Below are 26,570 nucleotides of genomic sequence, written 5' to 3'. Positions count from 1 at the left end.
TTAGATACTACATTTATCAATTAAAATACCTACTTTTGTAAACGCTTTATTAACTGAAAGTAAATTATTCAGTGGGAGTTTGTTAAATTTCGATCAACATGATTTCTAGTCCTCGGCCTGCTATATAATGATGAAGTTGTTTAGAAACGAGAAATGAAGGGGGAAAAAAGAATGCGTAAGCCATTTCAGTCTGTGAGATCCAAGATGGTTCTTTCCTACCTTGCTGTCGTTCTTGTCATTGCGCTTCTTTTCGGCTCCATTCTATACCTCTTCTTCTCCCATCAATACAGCAAAGAGATCCGAATCAATAATCAATTGTCGCTGAAAAGCACTGTTAATTATATTGAGAGCTCCGTTATCCAGAAGGTGAATCAGGTCTATCTGTCCCTGGCACTCGGTAACGCTGCAAGTATCGACTTAGATAGCTTAAAAGGAAACCATAGCAAAATCCTGGACATCGAACAGTCCCTCAAAAATATGGTGCAAAATTATTCCGATCTCATTGAAGCTATTCATGTGTACGATACGAAGAACCACTTCATCGTCTCATCTGTATATGGGCTGATGCTCTATGAGGACACGTCTTCGAGTGTGGATCATACGACGGATTGGATTGCTGCGATGAAAGAGACTCCAGAAAGCTCCTTATGGATGAAGACTCGCATGGTGCCTAAGGATGTTTATATCGAATCACGGGAACAGGGCAAGATGAGCCCTCTAATTTCCTATGTCCACAGTTACCCGTTTCAATCTTCTGGACAGGACAGCAAGGCCATGATTGCGATTGATATCAAAGAATCAGCGATCAGTCAGATCATTAAAAATATGCTCCCTGCTGACTATGCGAATACATTAATCATCGATCAGGATGGAACGGTCATTTCTGCAGCGGACAAAACGTTGCTAGGCACCTCCACAAAGGAGAATCTAACGCAGTCGCTCCTTTCCTATCATTCTTCAGATGAGAGCTTCACACCTGTATTTAACTATGACTCTCATGTCGTTACCCAAGATCAATTTAAAGGAAATGCATGGAGAATTTACACAACCACACCTAATGAAAGCTTCTATTATAAATTGGATAGCTTGAAGGAGATTTCGGTTCTTCTCGGTTTATTGGCTGTTGCGGTTGGAATAGCGATGTCGTCCATCTTTACCAGGGCCAACTATAGTCCTCTTAAGCGAATCCTGAATAACATCAAGAACCGGATGGATAGCCCAACCAGCTTAAAACAGGACGAATATCGGTTCATCGATACAACGTTTAACAGTCTGTCCAATAAAGTTGATAGTCTTGAAGAAACCTTACAGGCCAATCACAGAATGATTAAGCATAGTATTATGCTCAATATGTTAAATAATCGATTTACACCCGAGGAACTTACGGAACAGCTCCAGTCTGTTCACATTTCAATGGCCTACTCTCGCTTCCGTTGCATCGTCATTGACCCCGTTAATGAGAAGTGGAAGGATCTGCAGCCACGACAGTTGCAGCATACGTTGTATACGATGATCCAGCAACTGGAGATCGCAGAAATGGATGGAACTCAACTGCTGGCAGAGGAATTGCAGGATCACAAAATAGCCGTAATCATCTGTACCAACCAACCCGAAGAACCTCTCTCTGATCACATTGTAGACTTTATTCACACTGAGGCGAGCAGCAGATTTGGTCTTGAATTTGTACTATCGTTAGGCGGATGGGTAGAACACTTCACGAAGATTCACACAAGCTATCATCAAGCGAATACCCTGATTCGATACAGCTACTTCTTTCCCGAGCAGTCTGCCATTCAGGATCTTGATCTTCTGAACAGGGAAGCCAGCAGTTTGGAGATCCCGGAGTCATACCTCGTAAACTTTGAAAAGAAATTGCAGACTCGGGATGTGCAAGGTACAGTTCAGGCCATTCAGGAATTGGTCGCGGCACTAAAGGAAGGCTCCTATTCAGCCGAATACAGTCGGATCATCTTATTAAAAACGGTATCTATTTACGCTGAGTGTATTAATCAGGTGCGTTGGCAACCCCCCGAAGCGAGTTCATTAAGTATGTACAAGCAATTTTCATTGTTCTACAATATCAACCGCTATTCAGAGTGGATGATTCATCTTGTGACCGAATTTGTGATGCATATGGAGAAGCGCAGCGAGGTGCGAAGTGTGGATACCATCTCGGCTGTCAAAGCCTACATTCACGAGCACTTATCGGGCGATCTAACACTGGATCATGTCTCAGAGCAAGTATTCATCAGCCCTAAATATCTCAGTAAACTGTTCAAGGAAGAAACCGGGATTGTTTATTCCGAATATGTTACGAATCAGAGAATGGAACGTGCACGGGAACTCATGACACAGCGTGAAATTACGGTTGAGCAGGTCGCAAGTACGGTCGGTTACCGTACCCCCGCTTATTTCATTAAGAAGTTCAAAGAAATTCACGGCTGTACGCCAAAAAACTTTATGCGCAGTCTAATGGAACAGGGATCTATATAGGGTCAATTAGGAATATTTACACGGACACTCCGATGACAGAACAACCTTCCGATCGCTGTTATTCCCAGATTTCTTTGATCCCTTTTCTAAAAGGGGAAATCCGGGAATAGCGTATGCTTTCGAAGTAGCTTTCTTTCAGAAAGCTTTTAGGCAAACGCTTCGCTTCTTCAGGTTCTTTCTGTCCTCACCGTTATTGTGTATTGTTAAATTGAACCTATTTAGAATTTAGAATTAGGAAAGGAGCTGCTATGAACATCAACCTTTCAAGACAGCTATGTCTATTGATTGCTACATCTATTCTTATAGGATTGATGAGCGGTTGTACCTTTCTAAACAGGGAAGGATCACAAGTGCAACAGCAGGACCATCTAGCAAGCGCTGAGAAGGAGACAGCACCGCAGTATACGATATCCTGGACCATGCATCAAAATATCCCTGTTCCTGAAGACGCGGAGATGATTGCATATATTGAGGATCGGTTTGATGTCGATCTGGAGGTGTGGAATCTTGAGAACAAGCGGTACGAGGAACTGCTGGACCTGGAGCTTGCTCAAGGGAAAATACCTGATCTGTTCCGGATCAGACAACCGCATGATCTGCTTAAGTATCAAATGCAAGGGGTCTTAGCGGAAATCTCCCCGGAAGTCCTTGAACAATATGCGCCAAATATCGTACAGCGGATTCGCGATTATGATTCACGTTACTTAGAGTATGGAAAAATAAACGGCTCCTTATATGGAATACCGGCCATTAATCAGACCAACATCTATCGAACTCCAGTCGTATACCGAGAGGATTGGCTTAAAAAGCTTGGTCTGGACGTTCCGAAGACTTTAGATGAATTTGAAACGGTTATGTATGCTTTTGCCAAAGATGATCCGAACGGAAATGGTAAACAGGATACGTATGGCCTATCCAGAGAGGGCTTAAATGTTGTGTTTGGCGCTTTTGGACAGTCCGTTTTCACCGAGCAACTGTATTTTAATGAAAAAAACAACCAACTCGTGGTCGGTGCTTTGGAGCCGGAGATGAAAAAAGCCCTAACTTATATGCAAAAATGGTATCGGGACGGGATTATCGACCCAGAGTTCATAACGGGTGAAAACAAAGGCGGCTATAAACATCTATCCCATGCTTTTATTAATGGAAAAATTGGGATGACCTCGATGGGCAACTATTATCATTGGAATCAAGAGGGAGATTACAGTGTCCTCAATGAAAATGGCGAGGAAACCCCGGTGGAACCCTCGTTCAATGTCAATGAACTGCTACAGAAGAATCCAGCTGCAGAGGTTGTATTTGGTTCTCCTGTTATTGGTCCAGATGGACGTAGCGGTTCAAAAGCGAACAATCTGCTGATGAATTTTATTGCTATAGGTGCTGAGGCTGCAAAGGAGCCGGGAAAACTGGAGAAAATTCTGGAGATCCTCGATTATGTAAGTGCCAACCCCGATCCGGTAGAGCAGATCAAAATGGAGTATGGCCTCCCAGGAAAACACTGGAATTGGAGCGCTGAAGATTCAAACTCGTTCCATTTACTTTACCCATACAACAGAATGGAGAATTATATTAATATGATCGGCTCAAGTATCGGTATGACGGTTCCAGGTACACCCTCGGACAAACGTGAACAGTGGGCTGCATCTGCAGGGTTGACGGAGAATGGTATCTATAATCGCCTGGAGGTTGCAACCCCTGCCCTGATTGAATATTCATCTGAGCTGATTCGCATGAGAGACAGAGCGTATATCTCCATCATCACAGGCGATCAGCCGGTGGGGTATTTCGATACTTTTGTGGAAGAATTTAAGGATGCAGGTGGGCAACAGGTGCTGCTTGAAGCGAATCATTGGTATAACGAGCATAAGGAGACAAGTCACGCGCAATAGGTGGGACGATATGGAACATACATTTCCCATGAGTAGTTTCTGGAAAGTATACGTGTTTGTTCCTATGCACCAATCCTCGATTCCTGACGCCACGTCACTCTCTATCCCTTCGCACTCGCATTTGATCCGCGTAGTGAACGGGCTGAACTGCTTCGTGCCGTGCTTCCGGATTTGGAGGCGCTGCCTGAGGGCGTGTTCTCGAAACGCTTGCGTTCGGTCCGCTCCATCTGCACAATCTGACCTTCGTGCACCACGATGTGCAAAGAACCAAACTCCATGTCATTCAGCTGTCCGGCAATTCGGTCCAACCATACCTCATCCACTTTTAACGGCTTAGCCATAGAGCCGCCTCCTCTTCTCGGGCTACCGCCCGCCATATTCCTAAGTACGCTGTCATCCAACGGATTTATAAATCATTCTTATCCAACCCATATACTTGGTTTATACATTAGCAGGGCTTCCAGTAGCTGTCAATCTGTATTTTCTTCTTCTCATCATCACTTTTCTGAAACGGCTTTGTGTCCAAGCCAGCTCTTGAGCAGCAACGTGGCGAGAGCCAGAATCAGGAGCAGGGAAGCTACGGCAAACGAAGCCGAGAATTGATATTCGTTATACAAAATCTCCACATGTAGCGGCAGCGTATTGGTCTCTCCGCGGATATGTCCGGACACCACAGATACCGCTCCGAACTCACCCATAGCACGGGCATTACACAGAATAATGCCGTACAGCAGCCCCCATTTGATGTTGGGCAAGGTTACACTCCAGAAGATTCGCCACCCGGAAGCACCCAGCGTAACCGCGGCTTCCTCTTCCCGGGTTCCCTGGTCCTCCATTAGTGGAATTAACTCCCTGGCTACAAAGGGGAAGGTAATAAACAGTGTTGCAATGACAATACCTGGCAGCGCAAAAATGATTTTGATATCATGCTCGGACAGCCACGGCCCAAACCACCCATTCGAACCAAAGACCAGTACAAAAATCAACCCGCCAACCACAGGCGAGATCGAAAAGGGAAGATCAATTAGGGTGATCATGAGTCCCTTGCCCTTGAACTGGAACTTGGTAATGACCCATGCTGCAGCCACACCAAATATCGTATTCAGCGGCACTGTAATCGCTGCAACCAATAACGTGAGTTTCAGTGCAGACATGGCATCCGGCTCGGTAAGAGCCGCGATGTACACACCCCAGCCCTGCTTCAACGCCTCCATGAGCACAATGGCCAGTGGCAAAATCAGCAGCCATATGAGCACCAGGCTTGCCAGTCCAATCAACAACCATTTGACCCATGGAGCTTCCGTTGTTGCACGGTTCGTTCCACGCCCGGACTTTACGGGTGGAACAGGGCTCAGTGGGACAGAACCTGCCATATACTGCACCTCCTTTGGTTTGGGTGAGTGACGTCTTCTAATATCCTTATTGCATCATGTTTCATTCTCATGCCCTGCCCGCCTTCCGGCTCCAACGTTGCAAGGAATTAATAATCAGCAGCAGGATGAAAGAAACCAGTAGCAACAGCAGAGCTACAGCTGTAGCGCCTGCATAATCGAACTGCTCCAGCTTGGCCATGATCAGCAAGGGGGCAATTTCCGTTTTCATCGGCATATTACCTGAGATAAATACAACGGAGCCATATTCACCAATGCCCCGGGCAAAAGCCAGAGCAAACCCGGTCAGCAGTGGCGGAATCAGATCCGGCAGCAGAATGGTACGGAATATCCGCCATCTTCCTGCTCCCAGTGTGGCAGCCGCCTCTTCCACCTCAGCCTCCAGCTCCTCCAACACCGGTTGCACTGTGCGAACCACGAACGGAATCCCGATAAACATCAGCGCCAGTGTAATCCCGGCCTGTGAATAGGCCAGTTTAATGCCCAAAGGCTCTACAAACTGCCCAATCCAGCCATTGCCGGCATAGATCGCCGTAAGGGCAACCCCCGCTACTGCTGTTGGCAAGGCAAAAGGCAGATCAATGACCGCATCAAACAGCCTTTTGCCAGGAAACTCATACCGAACAAGCACCCATGCCAGGAGTAACCCCAGCACGAGATCAATCAGGGCCGCTGCACCTGCGGTCAGAAAGCTGACCTGGAAGGAGGCCAGCACCCTGGGATTGGTCGCAACCTCAATCATGGTTGCCCACGTCAGCCCTGTTGAGTTAAACAACAGCGCAGCCAGTGGAATAAGTACAACCAGGCTCAGGTAGAACACACTGTAACCCATCGTTAATCCAAATCCCGGCAATGTGCGTCTCCGCGCCACCATCACCTTGCTCATGCACGTTCATCCTCTCTGCCTTCAGCCGGTAGGGCTGGTTGGCCGCTCACAGCGCGATTGATCGGGTGTTCATTGAACAGAGCAACCTTAGCTGCCTGGAACATAAATCTGGTCGAAGATACCACCGTCATTGAAATGTTTGGCCTGAGTATCCCGCCATGTACCGAATACATCTTTTAACGTGAACAGTTCAAGCGCCGGGAACTGATCCTTGAATTTTTCCTCCACGCTGTCCAGCGTTGGGCGGTAATAATTTTCAGCCGCAATCGTCTGTCCCTCTTCACTGTACAAATATTTCAGATAGGCATCCGCCACGTCGCGGCTTCCTTTTTTGTCTGCATTTTTGTCCACAATTGCAACGGGTGGTTCAGCCAAGATACTAACCGAAGGCACGACAATATCGAATTTGTCCGGACCCAACTCTTTTACCGATAGGAAAGCTTCATTCTCCCAGGCAAGCAGCACATCCCCGATGCCACGTTCAACAAACGTTGTCGTAGATCCGCGAGCACCCGAATCCAGCACAGGCGCATGTTTGAACAATTCACCAACAAATTCCTTCGCTTTCTCTTCATCATTGTTATTATGCTTAAGGGCATATCCCCATGCCGCCAGATAGTTCCAGCGCGCCCCGCCGGACGTTTTGGGATTCGGTGTGATGACTTGCGTATCCCCTTTGATCAGATCATCCCAGTCCTTGATGCCTTTTGGATTACCCTTACGCACAAGGAATACAATCGTAGAGGTATACGGAGCGCTGTTATGCTCGTATTTATCCTGCCAACCTTCGTTAATCAGACCTTTATCTTCAATCGCATCAATATCGTATCCCAATGCCAGCGTCACCACGTCTGCATCCAGTCCGTCAATAACAGAACGACTCTGTTTGCCCGATCCCCCATGGGATTGCTTGATGGTCACTTCCTGGCCTTTCTCTTTCAACCAATGCGCCGCAAACGCTTTGTTATATTGTTCATAGAGTTCCCGCGTTGGATCATAGGAAACATTCAGCAGTTCGATGGCCTTGGGCCCTTCTGTGCCGCCTTCCGCTCCCCCCGATGTTCCTGCCGCACTGGACCCGCCGCTATCCGATCCGCATGCTGCCAGAACTCCTGTTAATACCAGTGCCAGACCAACCAAAATACCCTTATGAATTCTCTTTTTCATGAATAATACCCCCCCGATATAGATCTGCATGACTACCTCAGGCCGGCTGAACAGGATCGAACGCCCCGTAAAAAACAAGAAGACGGAGGAACCCCCGCGCACTTCTCCCCATAAAGTCATGCCGGCTTAAGGCCGTGCATGCTTCATCCGGAAAGGATGCGCTGCGGTGTTCCTCCGTCTATACGGTGAGAACGTTATTCTGTTCAGGTTGCATGGTTGCATCTGTCTGTAAAATGACCGTTTTCACAATGAAAACAGATTCATTTTTATTATTCCTACCTGTTTAGTAAGTTATATACGTATAATAAAGGCAGTCTATATACCTGTCAAACGTTTTTTCCGATTTTTACCGTATTTCTGGGCTATTGGCAAAAAAAAGAGGAACAACGAACCAGCGTCCGTTGTTCCCTTCAGCGAATCCCATGCTTCGCTGGCTATTGTAAACATGAACGGAATTGGACGGTCACATCTTGTCCATTCCTCATCTGCCCGCATACCGGATATTGGGTACCGGTGGTGTGTTCATGCCTTCCCCCAGATAAAAGCCGGTGTGTGGCGGTTGATTGTAGGCTACATTTTGCCAAGCGACGCCAAGACGGTACACTGGATCATGCATCAGCGTATAGATGCGTTTGTCCGTAACTGCTGTTGTGGTATAGATCCGCAGTGCTGAGCTGTCATTGGTCCGCCATACCACTTCTTCTCTCCAGTCCCCGAACAGGTCGGCCTGCAGATTCGGCGTAGACTTAGTTCCGTTATTGGAAGATACGCCGGAAGCGGTGAGCAGATTCACCGTTGTGTTATTGGCATAGTTCCACTTGTCGATTCGGTTGCTGTCCAGCAGTTCACGGAGCAGATCACCATCCCACCAGATTCCAAAATTCGTGGAGGAAGGCAGGGTAGTCCCGAGTTTCTGCCCTTTGGCTGTATACAGACTGCCGTCTGCCCATACTTCAGCGCCTTTATATCTTGGATCGATATCTGCCGCCATACCGCGTCCAATATCCTTTGTTGTTTTGACTCCCCAGATTAACTGGCCTGTACCTGCATCACGGAATTCCACTCCGGCATTGGATGGCGTCTCATGAACCTGAAATACCTCAAGTCCAGGGCGGTCCGGGTCGAGGTCACTCAAATGCATGGCATCGCCATGATGAAGTCCTGTCGTGTACAATCCTTTGCCGTTGTCATCTACCGCCATGGCACCATAAACGATCTCGTCTTTCCCATCTCCGTCTACGTCCGCCACACTTAGATTATGATTGCCCTGCCCGGCATAACCCGAGTTACCGGAGGTATTGGAATCAAATGTCCATTGTTTGGTTAGCTGTCCATTCCGCCAGTTATAAGCTACCAGTACGGTACGGGTGTAGTACCCACGCGCCATGACCAGACTTGGGCGCTCTCCATCCAGATACGCAATGGCGGCAAGGAATCGGTCCACTCTATTGCCGTAGTTATCTCCCCAGTCAGACACATTGCCACGCGCCGGTTCGTAGTTCACCGTGGAGAGTGCTTTGCCAGTCTGCCCATTGAAAACCGTCAGGAATTCGGGACCAGACAATACATAACCGCTGGAATTGCGGTAATCCTTGCTGGCATCACCGATGACCACGCCGGTGCCATCCTTGGTGCCATCGGCTGTTTTCATCGCAACCTCGGCTTTGCCGTCACCGTCGAGATCATACACCATGAACTGGGTGTAGTGAGCGCCGGCACGGATATTTTTGCCCAGACTAATTCGCCAGAGGCGTGTTCCATTTAATTTGTAGGCATCGATAAACACTTCCCCGGTATAACCACTCTGGGAGTTATCCTTGGAGTTGGAAGGGTCCCACTTCACAATCAATTCATACTCACCATCACCATCCAGGTCACCTGCACTGGCATCATTGGCACTGTAGGTGTAGGCTACTCCATCGGGCGTTGTCCCACCTGCGGGTACACTGAGCGGTACAGATAGATAGTTATTGCCCCATACGCTTGCTGCCGCTGAAGCAGCCTGCTCCGTTCCACTCACGACAGCGCGAACCGTATATTTGGAACTGCTTGTCCCGCTTGCATCCTGAAGGTTGGTGCTGTTTGTTATGGGCGTAGCGTTCACTTTGGTTCCATCCCGATAAACGTTAAATGATACATTCGAACCTTCCGTACCTAGAAGCCGCCAACTGACAAACACACCTGTCCCGGTCTTTACAGCCACCACACCGCGATCCAGATATTCCATCTGCCTTGCTCCCGCTGCATGTGTTACCGACGGGTTGCCCAATCCAAGCGAAGTGACCAGTAACGCGGAACTCAACAACGATACTCCGGCTGTACGTAATGTGCGCTTCCACAATGATGATCGATTTCCCATAAACAATTGCCTCCCCAATTGTATTGGTAAGCCCGATGCCTTTGTAGCGCCATCTTTTTATGTAAGCGCTTTAATATATTTATTTTAAATTAAACATATAATTCCATCTATAGGTCTAATTTAGTAATTGGATGGTTGGTAACATAAAAAGCCGAAAGATTTCTCCTTCGGCTAGCCGTTGCCCGTTCTTCGAATTGCTTCAGTCGACTGGAATCGCAATCAACTGACTCACGGATATGGGACGATTCCCATGTTAGCCTAAAAAAGCTGTAAAACCATGTGTTTCTCCATGATTTCACAGCTTATAGACCAATTTTATACCACAGGAGTAATACATACCGGACGAGGCAGTTCCAGCTTGAACCCGTTATGCGTCAGACGTCCATCTTCTTCACTGATCTGGAAACCTACGAGGTTATTGCTGTCCTGATTCGCCACGACCAGAATCCCGCCTGGCAAAATATTAAAGTTACGTGGTGTCTGCCCAATCGTGGATGTCCACTCTACGGCTTCCAACTCGCCGCTCTCCTGATCAATATGATAGAGTACGATGCTGTCATCTCCCCGATTGGATGCATACAGGAAACGTCCACATGGAGATACACGAATATCTGCAGCCGTACCCTCTCCTTTGTGCCCTTCTGGAAGTGTGGAAATGTGCTGCACCGTAGTGAACTCCCCTCTGCGCTCATCGTACAGGAATGCCGTAACCGTGTTGTCCAATTCGTTGATCACATAAGCCCACTTCGAGTTGGGATGGAACACAAGATGTCTTGGCCCTGCGCCCGGTGGCTGATCCATCTCACGATGGGTAACCAGACGTCCCTCTTCCAACCGATACACAATGATCTGATCCAGACCGAGGTCACATACGACAGCATACTGCCCGGAAGGATCTGGTTGAATGGAGTGTGCATGCGGCCCTTCCTGGCGTTCTTCGTTGATTCCACTTCCCGTGTGCTCCACCCATGCACTCATCTCACCAAGCGTCCCCTGATCGCCAACAGGAAATACATTGACACTGCCGCTGCTATAGTTGGATGAGAACACCCACTGACCATCCGTGGAGACAGACACATAACATGGAGAAGCCCCTCTGGTCTGTTTTCGATCCATCAGGTGCAGCTCACTCGTTGCCGCATCTCTGCGATAAACCAACACCTCTCCCTCGTCCGTCTCACTCGCCACATACAGACAGTTTCCATCCGGGCATAGTGCCAGATAAGACGGATTATCCACACCATCCATGTGATTGACGATTCGCATCTCTCCTGTATCCGCATTCAACGCACATAGGAATATTCCTGGTTCATCCGCTGACGCATACGTACCTGTATAGAAAAGTGTTTCCTGAGTTGTGACTGGTTCCATATCTAATCTCTCCCTTATCCTGTATATTCACTGTTCTGATTCTTCCCACTGATATGTACTTACCCAATTCACAGGCAACTGCTTCACTTCCTGTAACGTGGCTTTCTAAATCGATAACAACCCCGGTGAGCGCTCTCATATCCGTCATTGACTCCCTTATCCCCTCTCACCATAATACAAAGTATGAGACCTAACAACAGACCACCCCTACAGCGTAAATCTGACGGATTTCGTATGCAAAAACTCATTGTGCTTCCAGACTCACTGCTGCAAGAAACCGCAGCTTATCCAGTCACGTCCGGACTATATGTTACCGATATCGGTTATTTTCACGAAGCGGAGCATCATTACCGAGACCGTCCCGGTGGTTGTGAGTCACACATTCTGATGTACTGTGCCCAAGGTACAGGCTGGTATACGATGGATGGCAGCAAGACATATGATGTCCGCCCGGGAAACCTTGTCATATTGCCTGCACATGTTCTTCATGTGTATGGTGCCAACACAGCTGAACCATGGAGCATCTTCTGGATTCATCTGCGCGGGGAACACGTTTTATCCTACATAGAACCATTGTTAACCCATCATATCACTACCATGCCACCGGCCAAGGCTCAAAAATGGCTTGAGCTTTTTCATGAATGTTACGGCGCGCTAGAGACAGGTTACTCCATACAGACGATGACATATGCCTCCCAGATTATCGGTTATATGCTTGGTATGCTCGCTTATGGACCGGAGACGACAGGAACAGATGGTGGGATCGTGAGCAGCAAACGTGCGGCTGAACAATCCGTTCAATATATGCTGGAGCACCTGGAGAATGGAATCACCCTCAAGGAACTGGCGGCTCACGCGCGACTGTCTGTCCCTCATTACTCTCAGTTATTCAAGCAAGCTACGGGGCATTCGCCCATCGATTATTTCCTACGGCTTAAGATTCAGCATTCCTGCCGCTATCTGGATTTTACCGATTGGACCGTGAAGCAGATCAGTTCCGAGCTTGGATTTAAAGACCCGTACTACTTCTCCCGTCTGTTCAGCAAAATGATGGGACGTTCACCCACAGATTATCGAAATAAATCCAAAGGTTAGAGGTAGTGCCTTCACTTAGCCCTTTCTAAATGATTATGAATTCAGTTGGAAAATTGCAGCAACCTTTTGAACAGAAGGGTCGTCTATAGGGACAAATAACTTTTATATAAAGGGATCATCCCTGGAAAAGTGAGGCGAACCTATCATGAAAAAAAATATACTTGCTACATTAACTGCGGGAGCTCTACTCACGCTGTCTCTAAGTGCAGGCCCGATCAACGCTGCGCAGGCCCAATTCACGGATATTCAAGGGATCGCAGGAGCAGACAAAATCGAATCTCTCCATCAGGATGGATTCATCAAAGGTGTGAGTGACAGCTTGTTCAAACCTGAACTGGAGTTAAATACCGCTCAGGGTATTCAACTGATTGCGGACGGACTGAATCTGAATCTGGACACCATTCGTTTTATCAAACAGCCGCTACCAAGTGACCACTTCTCTCATGTAAAAGATGGCGTTTGGTACAGTGATGCATTTATCCGCGCACAATATAATGGCATTCAGATGTCACAGGATATCGATCCGTCCAAACCGCTTACTCGTGAACAATTCACACTGTTCCTGATGCAAGGTATCGAGGCCAAAGGCGGTCTGCCAATGATTAATATCAAACCTGTGGACATTACCGACGAACAGGAACTTACGCCAGAGTATCAAGGTGCCATTCAGCGTTCACTCGTTCTCAAAATCAATGAACTGGATGCCAACGGAAACTTCAATCCCAAACAAACGATTACTCGCGCTGAAGCAGCAGTGATGATGTATAACGCAATCGAGTACATGGAATCGTTCCATGCACCACAAATCCCGGAAACACCTGAGAAGTAATCATTTCATGGTAGGAGCTAAGAACTCACTTGAGTGGTGAATCCGCTCGATTGGAGTCACCGTTAGTGGACTTTTCCATACAACCTCAATATGCCAAACAGCCGCACCTTCCCTCAACAGGAAAGTGCGGCTGTTTGTATTATACTTATATCACTGATGCAAAATCATCAGATTTAACTTTCTAACTTAGAAAGAACCTTTAACAACAACCTCAGACAACGGTAAACGTCCTGACGGGCGAGCTGGCTGTGCAGCTTTACCTACAGTAATCAACAACGTAGGCACAAATCGTGCAGGAATGTTGAATGTTTCGATCAGTTTTTGTGGATTATATCCACCGATTGGACATGTATCGTAACCCAGGGAGCGTGCAGCAAGCATAATATTTTGGGAAGCAAAAGATGCATTGCGGATCGCTTCATCGCGAGCGATCTGCGGGCTTTGGTAAGCACCGTTGATCTGTCCAACCAATGCGTCACGAACCTCAGCAGTCAGTGCGCCTGCTTCAACAGCTTGATCGTAGATTACGGTGTTACGGTTTGCTTCCAAATCTCCAAGAACAGCAATCGTAACTGAACTTTCCACGATCTGACTTTGACCGTAAGCAACTGGCAGCAATTTCGCTTTGTCTGCTTCGGATTCAATCACGAGGAATCTCCAGTGTTGCAGGTTCCATGAAGATGGTGCTTCCGCAGCTGCTGTCAGAATCGCATTGAGATCAGCTTCAGGCAATTCAAATCCTTTTTCGTACTTTTTGACAGCATGGCGTTCGCTAATAACGCGAAGTGTTTCATTTTTTTCAATGCCTGACATGTGTTCCACTCCCCAGAATCTAATTTGTTTATACTTCTTTTACTTTCGCAAGGTGATCTTGAAGTATACTCTACCAAGGATTTGCCTTCCGAAAATAACATCAGCGCAGACGATCTCTCCCCATCTGTGTTCACGTTATGCCCGGAATCGCCTGAGAACATCAATGGATCTTTCACCGGAGCACACGCCAATGCCATAACTTGTCCAACCATGCCTGACTAAACCAAGGCCATGTCATGAAGGACCATTCGTTGTAGACTCCGTCAGGACTTCTCCTTTGCAGGCAATCCATTTAGCGACAAGGTTATCGCTTCCCCATGACCTATGCGCTCTTTCACATCTTGAATGGATATACGGTCAAAATAAGCGCTGAGCGCCTCTTCGCCTCCGTTATATATGTTCCCCATCACATCCTGCATATTGGAAGACACCACGCACGATGAACCGGACTCCCCTGAGCACCAGTTGGGACCGAGTGAACCACCAGCTACCAGTCTGTACAATTCTCCCAGCTTGATCTCTTCACTTGGACGGCTAAGCAAGTACCCACCATGAGCACCTTCCTTGGTCGTCAGGTAACCATGCTTGCGCAGAACACTAAGTACCTTACGGACTCTGGCCGGGTGTGTACCCACACTCTGGGACAAATCTTCACTATTGGCCATACACTCATCTCTCATCGACAGAAAAACAAGACAATGCACCGCTATGGTAAATTCGCTGTTCATAACTTACTCCTTCCCGGCTTACAACACCGATGAACTCCAACCCAAGGTAAGTATAACTGTCATTATATGAATAACAGTTATGTTTGTCAACTTTCAACCAGGATGGAGATCAAACGTGATTTTTCCTGTTATACCAATACTTACAGCTCATCAACACAATTAAGCTAGGATTAACATCCCATCTTCATTCTAATCTAAAAATGACAAAAAAAGTGAGCCTTCCGCTACGCGAAGGGCTCCAATAAGATAGACATATGAAAGGGCTTACGTGATTATTATAATCGGTAATCTTCAATTTGAAAACGCTTTTTTTGTAAAGTGAATCATTATTTCAAATTTTTTTTATTTGAATAAAATGTACAACAGGTATTGCTAAAACTAATGACATTAGTTATTATACTAATACCATTAGTTTTAAGGAGGGTTCAACGATGCGCATTACCCGAGAATATGATGTCGTTCAAGTTACGTTTTTTCCAAGACTCTTCCCTGTGAACGTATACCTGGTCGAAGAGGAAGATGGATTAACCCTGATTGATACCGGAATACCGTTCAGTTTTAAGGGGATTTTGGCAACTGCCCATTCCCTTGGAAGGCCCATTACCAAGATCATTCTGACTCACGCGCATAGCGACCATATTGGTGCATTGGATCGTCTCAAAGAGGCACTGCCCCAAGCCGAGGTTTTCATCTCCAGACGGGATGCCCGGCTATTGGCGGGTGATACTTCCCTTCTTCCCGGTGAGCCACAAACTCCGGTACGCGGCGGAGTGCCTAAGCCCAAAGCGGTGCGCACCCAGCCAAACCACTTGCTGGATGACGGTGAGCAGATTGGTTCACTAGTCGCCATTGCCTCACCAGGACATACGCCGGGGCATATGGCCTTCATGGATACGCGCAGCCGCGTGCTCATCGCTGGCGACGCGTACCAGCTGCAAGGCGGCCTTTCCGTATCCGGCCGCGTGCGCCCGCTCTTCCCGTTCCCCGCGCTGGCGACGTGGAACCGCGAAGCGGCTCTGGCCAGCGCGAAGCGTCTGGCGGAGCTGGAACCGTCCGTGCTGGCTGTAGGCCACGGACGGATGCTGCGCCAGCCCGCTGCCGCTATGCGCGCGGCAACCGCTGATGCACAGCAGCGGTTTGATCTTGCCGGAGGGCAACTATGAGCCCCCGGCAAGGGCTGGATCGCGGCGCTCTGCTCAGTGCCGCGGCCCAGCTTGCTGACAGCGACGGCTTTCAGGCGCTGACACTCGCCGCGTTGGCACAGCGGCTGGATGTGCGCTCGCCGTCGCTCTACAACCACATCAGCGGACTTCCCGGGCTTCGCCAGGAAATGGCGCTGATGTCCGTACAACAGCTCAGCCGCGCATTAACCGAGGCTATCGCTGACCGCACAGGCGACGATGCCATCCAGGCCATCGCTGCGGCATACATTGGCTTCGTCCGCGAGCACCCCGGGCTGTACGAAGCCTCATTTCATGCCCCGGACCGCGAGGAGCCACAGCTCGCCGCGGCCAGCACAGCCACGCTGGAGTTGCTGCTGCACAGCTTGCAGCCCTACCCGCTCACCGAAGCGGAAGCATTGCACGCCGTTCGTGGTTTACGCAGCCTCTGCCATGGATTTGCCTCCATTGAGGCACAGGGCGGCTTCGGCATGAACTTTGATCCGGACGAAAGTCTGCGTCTGACCGTATCCGCCTTCCTGCACGGACTCCGGCATCTTCACGAAAACTAGTACGCACGGGTTGTATCATGAAAAAGGACTGCAGATCCTCTGCAGTCCTTTTTACGTTGCTGTTCCACCTTCTTGCCAAAATCTAACGAACCCAGGACACGCTATAACGCCAATTAGAGTGGATAGAAAAATCTAACGAACTCCACACATCCTATTTCGCAGAAAACTGGCAGTAGGACAGGCAAAATGAGCATATTCCGTCATTTAACGTGTCTGTGATTCGTTAGATCTACCAACGTAGCAAATTAGGCCGAATAAGACGTGCTAAGTTCGTTAGAGTCTGCTACATATGTTACTTCAGTTCATGATGCCATAGCGGCATCGCATTACACATTGCAATTCAATTTCCGCCTGATACATATCGTGCTCCGCTCAAAACTCCTGCCCCTCACATCTACGCGCTTCTCTAATATGTACATCTCCCGGTCCTCACTCCAGAAGAACGGCCTTTCACTACCTGCTCTCCATCCGAACGTTTTTCTTTACAACCACCCTATGGCCATTGCTGCCGTCCATCCTGCACTTCATTCAAAATATGCTTCATCACGGGCACGTACACCTTCCAGTAGAACATGTCAGGGATATCTTTCTGATCTGGCGTAAGCTTGGACCGGACGACCTCCCATCCCCGGATTCGGCGCCAGAAGGAATAATGCTTCATCTCACCAAATGACCCTGCCATGTAATACGATCGATTATAGTCATCGTAGCGGACAAGTGCAGCAAACTCCGCGGGTATTCCTGCATTCCCCAGTTTCTGCTCGCCTGCCTTCGTCAAATCCGTCTTATACCAGGCCAGTATGGAATTCTTCTGTTGCGGCACAATGATATCGAACCAGCCATTGTAATGTATATCCTGGGTTATACCGCTCCAATCGCTGCCTTCCGGTGTAAATGCAATCTGTATATTGCCTGTCTTCACATCCTGACCTTTCTCCAGTACCATGACCTGTCCATCCATATGTATCAGCAGCATACCCGCTCCGGAATATGACCATTTCTTCTTCTCCCGCTGCTCATAATTCGCCCGAACCCACCGGGGGACTTCTTCTATACTTTGCAGATTAGATACCGTTTTCCCTTGCCATCCACTGCTGTTCACTCCCAAACTGGGATACAGTTGCTCCCTGGTCATCTTCGAAGCCGTATTTGCCAAGGCACTGTATTCGGCGACAATCGTTACCCCTTTATACGCAGCCTCGCGGATCTTCTGCACATCATATATCGTTAATCCTTCATAGATTCCGCCTTGTTTCCCTGCACTCTTCTGTGCAGACAGACTACTGCGATTCGCCGTCAAATAGATCAGATCCGTGTCTGTCACCTCATCAGGCAGCATTTGTTTCATTCGTGGAAGCCCGTCCTGAAGATCATAGCCGTAATAATCCTCTTCATACGAGTAGTATTCCCCTGTGTGCTGTACAATCTTCTGTTGATTCAAAAGCCAGACCAATCCCTTGTGCCCCTGATAGGACAAGTCCGGTCTGCTCTTGTCAATAATCATAATGTTCAGTGGAACAGGGGCCTGAGATTGCCACATAATCCAGGGGACAACCAGCACCACCGATACCACTGTAAAACAAGCCAGCGTCCACATCGTGGCTGGCCTGTAACTTTTTTTCATAAAGCGTATTCCTCCTTGCTCTGTTCCAAGGTATTGTCAGGATCGGTCGTTAGATTACCCTAATCCATGTCTGCTGTCCTTTTCCTCTGCCTTCCGCAATCCCATAGCCTGCAAAATGCCAAACATACGGAATATATTGTTCAGCGGTCTGAACCAGAACGTCTCCGAACAAGCATACAATAACAGACGCGTCACTGCTCTGGACGTGTACGCTTTGCGTGAACACCATACTTCGAACATTACCATACCAGCGGACAACAGTGAACCATAGAGCGTGAGCAGCAAAGCGAGAATGATGCATAGGTTGATATCCACCAACTGTAGCCCTATGCCTGCAATGAACAGCAAAATCGCTCCCAGTTCCATCACAGGCCCCAACAATTCGATCAGAATAAAATAAGGGATGGATACCATCCCCATCCAGCCATAGGCCGGATTAAAGATCATGCTCCGCTGAGTCCATAGACTGCTTGCAAGCTGCATGTGCCAACCGATACGCTGTCTGCACAGCTGACGCCATGTACCGGGTACTTCTACCCTGCAGATCGGATCGGGAATATATATAATACGGCCATGTTCCCGGATCTGCTTCATATGTTTCTGTAACCGCATCACCAGTTCCATGTGAGCGACCTGGTCGTCGCGCTTGTAACCCCCAACTTCCAACACCCGGTTCTTTTTGAATACACCGAATACTTGGGCCGTAAATAAAAGCACATTAATGTTGTAACGAACAAGTCCCACACCACTAATCAAAAAAGCACGCACGTATTCAATGGTCTGCATTACATACAACGTACTGCCCGTAAGTCTTGTGCTGTTATCCGTTAAATCTGTATGATCCGTATTTCTGGGGGCCATGAGATCTAATCGTCCACTACAAGCAACGACCTCTTCTCCTGGGAGAGCATCCATAACGGGTTTCATAATCTTCACCAATGCATCCCGTTCCAGAACTGTCCAGGGTCCAACAGAGGCGATATAAGGATATTGCGAGATATTCAGGCCTGCATTCAGGGAGTCCATTCGTCCTCCATATTCCTTGTCGATCACAATCAGACGATGATGCAACCTGGATTGGTAGACACATTTAACCTGAGCCGTCTCCTGGCCGAGTCCCGAATAATGAACTTTACTCCGAATGGGCATTAGATCATAGGTTTCTATTAACCGTGGCATTGTTCGATCCTCTGATCCATCATTAATGATAATAACCTCATAGCGTGCATACTGAATATCCAGCAGACAATTAATTCGCTGTATGATCGTATTCTCACTATTACGCATCGGGACAAGCAGGGATACCGCAGGAGCCAGTTCTTCATCCAACATCACATGATATTGCAGCGGGTCCAGATCCCTCTGGCGAATCAATGTGCGAGCGGCAGCAACTACCAGAACACTGCACATCACAATCGCTAACACCAGATAGATAAATACCCCCTCGTAACATGCCAAAACAAAACTCTGCAACATCTCAATCCATCTTTCGTCCATACTGCATCCTTTCCAGCGTTTCCTCCGCTATCTGCCTTGCATATTTATCCGGATGGTTTACAGCCGTTTCCCGGAGTTCTTCAAGTCCCTGCTCGTACCGGGCAAGAGAATTCGCCGCTTCCTGTCGGATCTGAAAAGAAGGATCACCCATCATTATCTTCAGTCTAGGAATAAAAGCATCCGCATGAACAGTACCCATAAGCCGGGTCACTGTTAGTCTTTCCGAGCGTTGCCTTTCCTCACCAGATTCGTTCCATACCAGCAATAGCCCCTTCAGCAACTCTTCACGCCCTCTGCCCACTTGAGCCAATGCCTGATAAGCGAGGGTACGCAGCAGCGCATCCTCTCCAAGAATGAGCTTCTCCAGTAGAACAACAGCACCCTCCGTCTGGTCATCCCGAATACGAATGGCATGGACGATATTACACTGGACCTGATAAGGTACATCCTTGAAATGACCCTTCAGACGAGTCCAGGATGAATCGGTAAGCAACAGCAGAATCTGCAGATACTGCGAATCGGACCATACATATTGCTCACGCAACAATTCCTTCACGATTCTGAAATAACCGGTTCGGGCATATATGCGCAAAATGATGAAGCGTTCAAGCGGCGTACAGGAAGTAACCCGCAGCATATCCTCTAACCTGGGCAGAAGCTCTATCATATGAAACTGTTCAATATATAACAACGTGTTAACCCGTTCACTCCACTTTCCCGTCTTCAGAACCGACCGGTATGAACTTCCAAAGACTTGCCAGGATAACAGACGAATTCGCAGAGTCTCGTGCTCTACCGGACCTTGAGCAAGCCGTTGCAATAACAGCTGCTGCAAAACGCTCTGTTGATCTCCACTCATATTCAATAAGTCTACTTTTACTTCTCCTTGGCCCAAATACCGCTGTAACACCGAATCTTCGGAAAGTAATTCCTGCATCAGTGCTGTCTTAACCTTTTCCCTGCGCCTACTGCTATATTTCATCCATAAGATGTAACCGTAGATAACCAGCAAAAAAGCTAGTACACTTGCACACACAAGGCTGACCACATGTACTAACCAATCTGTATTACCCATAAGCCACCCTCTATGATGTGAGCCAATAAGCTTGATATACATCCATTGTTGTCCAATCATTGCATGATTTCCCCTTAATCGAATAAACGGCCTTACAACGGGCACAATAATACAAAATTTTCAAATACACCCTGTGAATACATATCGGGTATATGATACACTAAGCTTTCTATCGGCTTTCTGCGTTTGTGATATAATAGGAACTGAAAATTCCGGCAATTCGTACTGGGTTCCGGATCTCCGGATAACATATTATTCCAGAAAGAGGGAGTTCTACGTGGCTCAAATTAGTCCGTACTACCTGCAAATCGGAGCAACCGTGGGCATGCTTGTCATGGCACTGCTTGCCATCTTCATCCGCATGAAAGCCAGTCACAGACCGGTGACTATTCGTAAAATCCTTATTCCTCCGCTCGGCATGAGCACAGGATTTCTCATGTTTGTTGTACCTGAGACTCATGTTCCTCTACTCTGGGCATTCATTGCGTTTCTGGTGGGCTGGTTCCTCTTTTCCTATCCCCTCATTCGCAGTACACGGTTTGAACGAGTAGGTGAGGAAATTTTTGCCACACGTTCTCGCAGCTTTGCTTTTATCTTGCTTGGATTGTTGGCCGTACGCCTGATCCTGCATGAAGTCATCCAGCGATATGTAAGTATTCCGCAAACGGGCGGATTGTTTTTCCTGCTGGCTTTTGGCATGATTGTACGCTGGCGTGTATATATGTACAAACACTACAAAGAAGTGCTGGTCGCCGAACACTAGTCACCCTACATAGACCACGCACAGATTTACAGATAAAAAGACACGTTCTGCTGCACCCTCGGTGTGCAGAACGTGTCTTTTCGTTTTCAACCTAATTTGTACATGTAAACCATTCAATATCTATTCAGGATCTGCAACCTTAACCAGCTGCTTGCCCAGATTATCTCCCGAGAAGAGGCCCATGAATGCTTCCGGCGTCTGTTCGAAGCCGTCCACAATGTTTTCTTCATACTGGATATGACCTTCCTGGATCCATTTCGCCAACTTGGCGCGGCCTTCTTTGAAGGATTTCGTATAGTCACCCAGCAGGAAACCTTTCATTAATGCTGTATTTGTTAACAGCAACGTCTGTGGACGCATGCCTATATCCGGTTTCTCCAGATTATAGGATGAGATCTGACCGCATAACGGAATACGTGCATTCCGATTGATGTGGCGCAAGACTGCATCCGAGATGTCACCGCCCACATTGTCAAAGTAGACATCTACACCATCCGGGCAAGCCCGTTCAATGGCCGCTGACATATCCTGCTCCTTCTTGTAGTTCAACACCACGTCGAAGCCCAGCTTTTCTTTCAAATAAGCGCATTTCTCATCAGAGCCTGCAATACCAACCACGCGTGCTCCCACAATTTTACCAATCTGACCTGCAATCATGCCTACCGCTCCGGCTGCTCCCGATACAACGACCGTTTCGCCGTCCTTCGGTTTGCCGATGTCCTCCATACCAAAATAAGCCGTCAGACCCGTCAGGCCTAGCGCACCCAGGTAAGCGGTGATTGGTGCTTCTTCCGTATCGATCAGCGACAGATCCCCCGTATTCACTGCGGCATATTGCTGCCAGCCCCACATACCGGATACGAGATCTCCTTTGCGCAGATTGGGTTCCGAAGATTCTACAACCTGCCCAATGGCTCCACCCATGATCACTTCATTTAACGCGTACGGTGCAGCATAGGACTTTGTATCTTTCATGCGGCCCCGCATGTACGGATCGACCGACAAATATAATGTACGTACCAGAACTTGCCCAGCTTCCGGTTCAGGAAGAGGCGCATCAATGAAGTTGAAATTCTCTCTGGAAGGGGCACCTTCGGGACGAGACGCAAGTACGATCTGTTTATTTAAAGACACCAAAATTACCTCCTTGTTGCCAAGTGGACGCAAGGTTAACCCTTGTCAGCTGAGATCACTTACCACTGGCTCTGTGTTATCACTTCTTAATAGTTTAAACCGAAACAGGCGGATCACAAACGTGGGCCGCCTTGAAATATGCAAATATCGTCACATTGTAGCTGCTTTTGGCTATTATTGTGCTGTCAAAATCACTGGACCATCCGCCGTAATCGCAATCGTATGTTCATACTGGGCAGACAGACTTCCATCCATAGTACGAGCAGTCCATCCATCTGAATCCAGCTTACTTCGGAACGTACCAATATTCAGCATTGGTTCGATCGTAATAACCATGCCTTCCTTGAGACGCGGACCCCGATGAGGCGGACCGTAGTGAGGGACTTGTGGTTCCTCATGCATCTTCTCACCAATGCCGTGTCCGATAAACTCACGCACAACCGATAGGCCTTCACCTTCTGCATAGACTTGAATCGCATTGGAGATATCTCCGATCCGGTTGCCCACCACGGCAAGTTCAATGCCTTTGTACAGAGAGTTTTTGGTTACATCCAGCAGATGTTGTGCTTCCGGAGTCACTTCACCTACAGCATATGACCAAGCCGAATCCGCCAGCCAGCCATTTAGATTAACCACCATGTCGATTGTAACGATATCGCCGTCTTTCAGTGCATATTTTCCCGGAAACCCGTGACAGATCACATCATTAACCGACGCACATGTCGCATATTGGTATCCGTTATATCCCTTTTGTTCCGGCGTAGCGCCATTTTTCTTCATAAAAGCTTCTGCAAACTGGTCGATCTCCTGTGTCGTAATGCCTGGACGAATCATCTTTGCAATTTCTCTATGGCATGCGGCGAGAATTTCTCCGGCTTTTTTCATATATTCAATCTGTTCTTTGGTCTTCAATGTAATCATAATAACTACTCCTGTCCGTTAAAATCTTATCCTGTCCTCTATTGTAACGCTAAACACTCAAAATAAAAAATTCCGCGCAATCAGCAACATCCTATTATACGCCAAGCGCCTGTCCAATGAATACAATTATCCATGAAAAAATCGAAACCCCTTCTGATCTAGCCACGTATATGCTTAAAACAGTTGAAGTCGAAAGGGTGAAAGCTCATGTTCAAAAAGATTATCGGCAAACTTATCGATTCCAAATCTTCATCTCACCGCAAACGTTACAGCTCCTCGGACAGGCGCTCCTATAAACGTCACAGCAGTTCTTCAGGCAAGCGTTCCTACAAGCGCTATTCTTCTTCAGATGTGAAATACCGGGACAGCCGCAGTGGCTCCGGGTATTACAAAAGCAGAAAATACAGCTCCAGCTAAGCTGCTCTCACGACTGCTTTTAAAGAGCAATGAACACACCAGCAGCTTATTAGACGCTACAATAAAATATTTAATAAAGGGGTGTTCGCTAGCCATACTCACGGCTAACAGAACACCCCTTTATTGTTTCTATATAGCAAAAAGGAAAAAGACCCCTATAGATATCATACGAAGAGGTCACGGATAACAAATATAGGTCCACCTACAGAGCTTATTTCATTGTAATTTCAGCAACACATTCGCAATCTCCGCCTGTAACTCTGTCGCCCCACCCTCATAACCTGGACGGAGTCCAAGGAGTCGCTCCAGCATCTGGTGCAATTCCGGCGTAAGCTTAAGTTCCTCCTGCCAGCTGGCGGGTTCACGGCCCTTCTCTGGCTCATAAGCCGAATACAGCATGAAGAGAAGAAAGTGGCCGATATCCTGCAAATCATGATCCGGTGTAGCCCGCTCATCTTCAGGCTCAGGGACTTCACGCATACGTCGCTTCAGCTCCGGCAACAACGGCTCCCCCAAGCGTCTCGCCAGGCCAAAGTCAATTAGATGTACCGCCCCTTCACGTAAAATAACATTGGGAATCCGCACATCTCCATGAATATATCCCTGCTCATGCACATGAGCCACCGGAACCAGCAGTTGTCCTGCCAATTCCAGACATTCCCGCTCCGTATATCGAAGACCTTGCTCAAATATGCAATCTTCCAGCGTCTGTCCACGAATATACTCGGTAACGATATAACTTCGTCTCCCGGATGTGAACACATCCAATAGATCAGGGATCGCCGGATGATGCAGACGCCTCATCACGTCCGCCTCCCGCTCCAACAGGTGCGCAGAGAGTCTGCCCTTGCTAGGTTTGGACTCCTTCAACGCCACTTCCCTGCCATTCTGGTCATCTGTACACAGGTATGTCAGCCCATAGCTCCCCATACCCAGCAATTCCTTTATTGTATAACGCTCAGCAATGGTCGTACCTTCCCGCCGAGGACGATCCGTCCATAGTCCGAGCAATCTTTGCCAACTTCGTCGCAGCTCCACAGATCCTCCCACGCCAGCTTCCTGATCCACTCAGTCTTTATCTATACTGAGCAGTCCGCTGCCAGTCTTCATGTTGTATGGAGCTTATTATATCAGGCCCATAATGCAAAATCACGATGAGCAAGAGCCTGTCATTCAAGCTTCCTTATGCTTCTTGGGTAGGAACCCGAACAACATACGCAGGGATACTCCTTTTGGTTTGCGTTTTCTTCCCTGGAAGCTGCGCAAGTTGGTCACGAGTTCGCGATCTCGCTCTTCCTCCAGCTTCTCGTTCATCCACAGGCGCTGTTTCTCCATCTGTTCCTGGAGCGCCATATGTGTCTCCGCCAGATGCTGAAGGGTCAGCTCCAGTTCATCGACCCGCTGTTGCAGCAGCTGTACCCGATCATCCTGCTGTTGTTCTACAGCACCATAAGTCACCTCACTTACCAGTTGCCCCAGACCTTCATAGGATCTCAGATTACCCATTATTTCAGGTTCTTCAGGGAATACGGATGACATTGATGTTGCTGCACATTCCGTCTCTGACAGACCTTCAATCCCCATCACCGGTACATCTACTTCTACTGCAGCTACAGGTACTTCTGGAGCCAATACAGTCACCACAGCATCAGCCAGGGGCAGATTATGCTCTCGGAGTTCAGTCATCAGGCGTTCAATGCATTCGATGTCGTCGGACTTGAATAGTCTGGATTTGTTGGCGGAACGTTCGAACCGGTATCCCTGCTCTTCCAGTGCCGCCGCATATTTACGAAGAGTACTGGCACCTATGCCCAGGCTCTTGGCCGTTTCCGTCGTTGCTCCTGCTTCTTCAATCATCATTAATTCCCTCCCGGAATGAAGTCTTTTGGGAATCAATTTCATAATACCTTTAGTGAGTTATGAAATTGATTCTTGGATAAAAACATTATGGCTTCAGCGTTCCTTTTTTTTGGAACCGTCATCGGATCGGGGCAACCTGTCTCATGGATCAAGTATGGCTTATCTTTTGCTTGTCCGTATGTATTCGTCAGCTTCTCGGCAGATCCCTTTGGCGGTTTTGTTCTGTTTCTGCGGATTCCTAAGAAGTTTTGTCAGGTATATGATCCGCACAAATAACCCCCATTCCGACAATGAGCATGAATGCTGTCATGTCGAATGACACAGTTGCAAACGCCGTCAAATCATATGATTAGGAATTATTCATGTCAATTTTGTTAACTCCGTTACTCCAATACGCTCCCGCGATAGCGGATATCATTGCTGCACAGCTTTTCCATGTGTTATCTTATGTAACGTAGAAGTACATTCCAGCATAAAATAAAGGACTATACTTAACATAGGACGCATTAGTAACGGATAAATATCA

General features: G+C 47.9%; 23 protein-coding genes. 8 read left to right on the top strand and 15 right to left on the bottom strand.

Features of this window, described 5'->3' with window-relative positions:
• Positions 1 to 171 precede the first annotated feature (171 nt).
• Both QNO02_RS02660 and QNO02_RS02655 read left to right on the top strand, forming a co-directional pair.
• The gene (locus tag QNO02_RS02660) at positions 172 to 2,493 is read left to right on the top strand and encodes a helix-turn-helix domain-containing protein (protein WP_249913014.1); all 2,322 of its coding nucleotides are present in this window, start codon (positions 172 to 174) and stop codon (positions 2,491 to 2,493) included.
• A gap of 350 nt (positions 2,494 to 2,843) precedes the next feature.
• Positions 2,844 to 4,382, top strand: a complete 1,539-nt coding sequence (locus tag QNO02_RS02655; RefSeq protein WP_353959101.1) for an extracellular solute-binding protein — start codon at positions 2,844 to 2,846, stop codon at positions 4,380 to 4,382.
• A gap of 101 nt (positions 4,383 to 4,483) precedes the next feature.
• Here the strand turns inward: QNO02_RS02655 and QNO02_RS02650 are convergent, their stop codons facing one another.
• The 6 genes from QNO02_RS02650 to QNO02_RS02625 form a co-directional block, all read right to left on the bottom strand.
• Positions 4,484 to 4,723 (bottom strand): YezD family protein, encoded by a 240-nt coding sequence (locus tag QNO02_RS02650; protein ID WP_036607453.1) that lies wholly within the window; start codon positions 4,721 to 4,723, stop codon positions 4,484 to 4,486.
• A 156-nt stretch (positions 4,724 to 4,879) separates the two neighbouring features.
• Positions 4,880 to 5,755 (bottom strand): sulfate ABC transporter permease subunit CysW, encoded by an 876-nt coding sequence (cysW, locus tag QNO02_RS02645; RefSeq protein ID WP_133386903.1) that lies wholly within the window; start codon positions 5,753 to 5,755, stop codon positions 4,880 to 4,882.
• Between the two features lie 67 nt (positions 5,756 to 5,822).
• Complete coding sequence (cysT, locus tag QNO02_RS02640; RefSeq protein ID WP_017690928.1) at positions 5,823 to 6,659, bottom strand: sulfate ABC transporter permease subunit CysT; 837 nt, start codon at positions 6,657 to 6,659, stop codon at positions 5,823 to 5,825.
• A gap of 87 nt (positions 6,660 to 6,746) precedes the next feature.
• Complete coding sequence (locus QNO02_RS02635) at positions 6,747 to 7,826, bottom strand: sulfate ABC transporter substrate-binding protein (RefSeq protein ID WP_249913012.1); 1,080 nt, start codon at positions 7,824 to 7,826, stop codon at positions 6,747 to 6,749.
• Between the two features lie 481 nt (positions 7,827 to 8,307).
• On the bottom strand, positions 8,308 to 10,185 hold the full coding sequence (locus QNO02_RS02630) for a rhamnogalacturonan lyase (RefSeq protein WP_502921849.1): 1,878 nt from the start codon (positions 10,183 to 10,185) through the stop codon (positions 8,308 to 8,310).
• A 315-nt stretch (positions 10,186 to 10,500) separates the two neighbouring features.
• Positions 10,501 to 11,556: a lactonase family protein gene (locus QNO02_RS02625; RefSeq protein ID WP_289391013.1), complete on the bottom strand. Its 1,056-nt coding sequence runs from the start codon at positions 11,554 to 11,556 to the stop codon at positions 10,501 to 10,503.
• Positions 11,557 to 11,790: 234 nt separating this feature from the next.
• On the opposite strand from QNO02_RS02625, the gene QNO02_RS02620 reads away from it, so the two are divergent.
• Together QNO02_RS02620 and QNO02_RS02615 are read left to right on the top strand one after the other, a co-directional pair.
• Positions 11,791 to 12,651, top strand: coding sequence for an AraC family transcriptional regulator (locus tag QNO02_RS02620; protein ID WP_289391012.1), 861 nt, complete (start codon positions 11,791 to 11,793; stop codon positions 12,649 to 12,651).
• A gap of 145 nt (positions 12,652 to 12,796) precedes the next feature.
• Entirely contained in the window at positions 12,797 to 13,480 is a 684-nt protein-coding gene (locus tag QNO02_RS02615) for an S-layer homology domain-containing protein (RefSeq protein ID WP_289391011.1), read from the top strand.
• Between the two features lie 186 nt (positions 13,481 to 13,666).
• Here QNO02_RS02615 and QNO02_RS02610 read toward each other — a convergent pair whose 3' ends face one another.
• The gene (locus QNO02_RS02610; RefSeq protein WP_076215923.1) at positions 13,667 to 14,293 is read right to left on the bottom strand and encodes a nitroreductase family protein; all 627 of its coding nucleotides are present in this window, start codon (positions 14,291 to 14,293) and stop codon (positions 13,667 to 13,669) included.
• 263 nt (positions 14,294 to 14,556) lie between these two features.
• Positions 14,557 to 15,021 (bottom strand): RrF2 family transcriptional regulator, encoded by a 465-nt coding sequence (locus tag QNO02_RS02605; protein ID WP_091038227.1) that lies wholly within the window; start codon positions 15,019 to 15,021, stop codon positions 14,557 to 14,559.
• Between the two features lie 431 nt (positions 15,022 to 15,452).
• On the opposite strand from QNO02_RS02605, the gene QNO02_RS02600 reads away from it, so the two are divergent.
• A complete protein-coding gene (locus QNO02_RS02600) occupies positions 15,453 to 16,184 on the top strand; it encodes an MBL fold metallo-hydrolase (protein WP_289391010.1) in 732 nt (243 codons plus the stop codon).
• Positions 16,181 to 16,753: a TetR/AcrR family transcriptional regulator gene (locus QNO02_RS02595; RefSeq protein ID WP_289391009.1), complete on the top strand. Its 573-nt coding sequence runs from the start codon at positions 16,181 to 16,183 to the stop codon at positions 16,751 to 16,753. Before QNO02_RS02600 ends, QNO02_RS02595 begins: the two co-directional genes overlap by 4 nt.
• Positions 16,754 to 17,246: 493 nt before the next feature.
• On the opposite strand, the gene QNO02_RS02590 is transcribed toward QNO02_RS02595, so the two are convergent.
• The 3 genes from QNO02_RS02590 to QNO02_RS02580 are packed head-to-tail and all read right to left on the bottom strand — an operon-like array spanning position 17,247 to position 21,009.
• Positions 17,247 to 18,377 carry a hypothetical protein gene (locus QNO02_RS02590; RefSeq protein WP_289391008.1) on the bottom strand — a complete coding sequence of 377 codons (1,131 nt, stop codon included), beginning with the start codon at positions 18,375 to 18,377 and terminating at the stop codon, positions 17,247 to 17,249.
• 54 nt (positions 18,378 to 18,431) lie between these two features.
• Positions 18,432 to 19,874, bottom strand: coding sequence for a glycosyltransferase family 2 protein (locus tag QNO02_RS02585; protein ID WP_289391006.1), 1,443 nt, complete (start codon positions 19,872 to 19,874; stop codon positions 18,432 to 18,434).
• Positions 19,855 to 21,009 carry a HEAT repeat domain-containing protein gene (locus tag QNO02_RS02580; protein WP_289391004.1) on the bottom strand — a complete coding sequence of 385 codons (1,155 nt, stop codon included), beginning with the start codon at positions 21,007 to 21,009 and terminating at the stop codon, positions 19,855 to 19,857. The genes QNO02_RS02585 and QNO02_RS02580 overlap by 20 nt, the downstream gene beginning before the upstream one ends.
• A 217-nt stretch (positions 21,010 to 21,226) precedes the next feature.
• On the opposite strand from QNO02_RS02580, the gene QNO02_RS02575 reads away from it, so the two are divergent.
• Positions 21,227 to 21,712 carry a CcdC family protein gene (locus tag QNO02_RS02575; RefSeq protein ID WP_176873064.1) on the top strand — a complete coding sequence of 162 codons (486 nt, stop codon included), beginning with the start codon at positions 21,227 to 21,229 and terminating at the stop codon, positions 21,710 to 21,712.
• Positions 21,713 to 21,832: 120 nt separating this feature from the next.
• Here QNO02_RS02575 and QNO02_RS02570 read toward each other — a convergent pair whose 3' ends face one another.
• On the bottom strand, positions 21,833 to 22,846 hold the full coding sequence (locus QNO02_RS02570) for an NADP-dependent oxidoreductase (RefSeq protein WP_289391003.1): 1,014 nt from the start codon (positions 22,844 to 22,846) through the stop codon (positions 21,833 to 21,835).
• A 174-nt stretch (positions 22,847 to 23,020) separates the two neighbouring features.
• The gene (gene map, locus QNO02_RS02565) at positions 23,021 to 23,767 is read right to left on the bottom strand and encodes a type I methionyl aminopeptidase (RefSeq protein WP_076215941.1); all 747 of its coding nucleotides are present in this window, start codon (positions 23,765 to 23,767) and stop codon (positions 23,021 to 23,023) included.
• 207 nt (positions 23,768 to 23,974) lie between these two features.
• On the opposite strand from map, the gene QNO02_RS02560 reads away from it, so the two are divergent.
• On the top strand, positions 23,975 to 24,184 hold the full coding sequence (locus QNO02_RS02560) for a hypothetical protein (protein WP_017690946.1): 210 nt from the start codon (positions 23,975 to 23,977) through the stop codon (positions 24,182 to 24,184).
• A 216-nt stretch (positions 24,185 to 24,400) separates the two neighbouring features.
• Here QNO02_RS02560 and QNO02_RS02555 read toward each other — a convergent pair whose 3' ends face one another.
• The gene (locus QNO02_RS02555) at positions 24,401 to 25,222 is read right to left on the bottom strand and encodes a serine/threonine protein kinase (protein WP_143023636.1); all 822 of its coding nucleotides are present in this window, start codon (positions 25,220 to 25,222) and stop codon (positions 24,401 to 24,403) included.
• Positions 25,223 to 25,357: 135 nt separating this feature from the next.
• The gene (locus QNO02_RS02550) at positions 25,358 to 26,044 is read right to left on the bottom strand and encodes a MerR family transcriptional regulator (protein ID WP_289391002.1); all 687 of its coding nucleotides are present in this window, start codon (positions 26,042 to 26,044) and stop codon (positions 25,358 to 25,360) included.
• Positions 26,045 to 26,570: the final 526 nt, after the last annotated feature.

Source organism: Paenibacillus sp. PK1-4R (assembly GCF_030369595.1).
In the GTDB taxonomy this organism is placed as follows: domain Bacteria; phylum Bacillota; class Bacilli; order Paenibacillales; family Paenibacillaceae; genus Paenibacillus.
Note: the sequence above shows the minus strand (reverse complement) of the source record. Positions and strands in the feature narration are given on the sequence as shown.

Coding starts and splice junctions, on each gene's coding strand:
- QNO02_RS02660 (WP_249913014.1), top strand. CDS start 172: ATGCGTAAGCCATTTCAGTCTGTGAGATCCAAGATGGTTCTTTCCTAC.
- QNO02_RS02650 (WP_036607453.1), bottom strand. CDS start 4,723: ATGGCTAAGCCGTTAAAAGTGGATGAGGTATGGTTGGACCGAATTGCC.
- cysW (WP_133386903.1), bottom strand. CDS start 5,755: ATGGCAGGTTCTGTCCCACTGAGCCCTGTTCCACCCGTAAAGTCCGGG.
- cysT (WP_017690928.1), bottom strand. CDS start 6,659: ATGAGCAAGGTGATGGTGGCGCGGAGACGCACATTGCCGGGATTTGGA.
- QNO02_RS02635 (WP_249913012.1), bottom strand. CDS start 7,826: ATGAAAAAGAGAATTCATAAGGGTATTTTGGTTGGTCTGGCACTGGTA.
- QNO02_RS02630 (WP_502921849.1), bottom strand. CDS start 10,185: ATGGGAAATCGATCATCATTGTGGAAGCGCACATTACGTACAGCCGGA.
- QNO02_RS02625 (WP_289391013.1), bottom strand. CDS start 11,556: ATGGAACCAGTCACAACTCAGGAAACACTTTTCTATACAGGTACGTAT.
- QNO02_RS02620 (WP_289391012.1), top strand. CDS start 11,791: ATGCAAAAACTCATTGTGCTTCCAGACTCACTGCTGCAAGAAACCGCA.
- QNO02_RS02615 (WP_289391011.1), top strand. CDS start 12,797: ATGAAAAAAAATATACTTGCTACATTAACTGCGGGAGCTCTACTCACG.
- QNO02_RS02610 (WP_076215923.1), bottom strand. CDS start 14,293: ATGTCAGGCATTGAAAAAAATGAAACACTTCGCGTTATTAGCGAACGC.
- QNO02_RS02605 (WP_091038227.1), bottom strand. CDS start 15,021: ATGAACAGCGAATTTACCATAGCGGTGCATTGTCTTGTTTTTCTGTCG.
- QNO02_RS02600 (WP_289391010.1), top strand. CDS start 15,453: ATGCGCATTACCCGAGAATATGATGTCGTTCAAGTTACGTTTTTTCCA.
- QNO02_RS02595 (WP_289391009.1), top strand. CDS start 16,181: ATGAGCCCCCGGCAAGGGCTGGATCGCGGCGCTCTGCTCAGTGCCGCG.
- QNO02_RS02590 (WP_289391008.1), bottom strand. CDS start 18,377: ATGAAAAAAAGTTACAGGCCAGCCACGATGTGGACGCTGGCTTGTTTT.
- QNO02_RS02585 (WP_289391006.1), bottom strand. CDS start 19,874: ATGGACGAAAGATGGATTGAGATGTTGCAGAGTTTTGTTTTGGCATGT.
- QNO02_RS02580 (WP_289391004.1), bottom strand. CDS start 21,009: ATGATTGGACAACAATGGATGTATATCAAGCTTATTGGCTCACATCAT.
- map (WP_076215941.1), bottom strand. CDS start 23,767: ATGATTACATTGAAGACCAAAGAACAGATTGAATATATGAAAAAAGCC.
- QNO02_RS02560 (WP_017690946.1), top strand. CDS start 23,975: ATGTTCAAAAAGATTATCGGCAAACTTATCGATTCCAAATCTTCATCT.
- QNO02_RS02550 (WP_289391002.1), bottom strand. CDS start 26,044: ATGATGATTGAAGAAGCAGGAGCAACGACGGAAACGGCCAAGAGCCTG.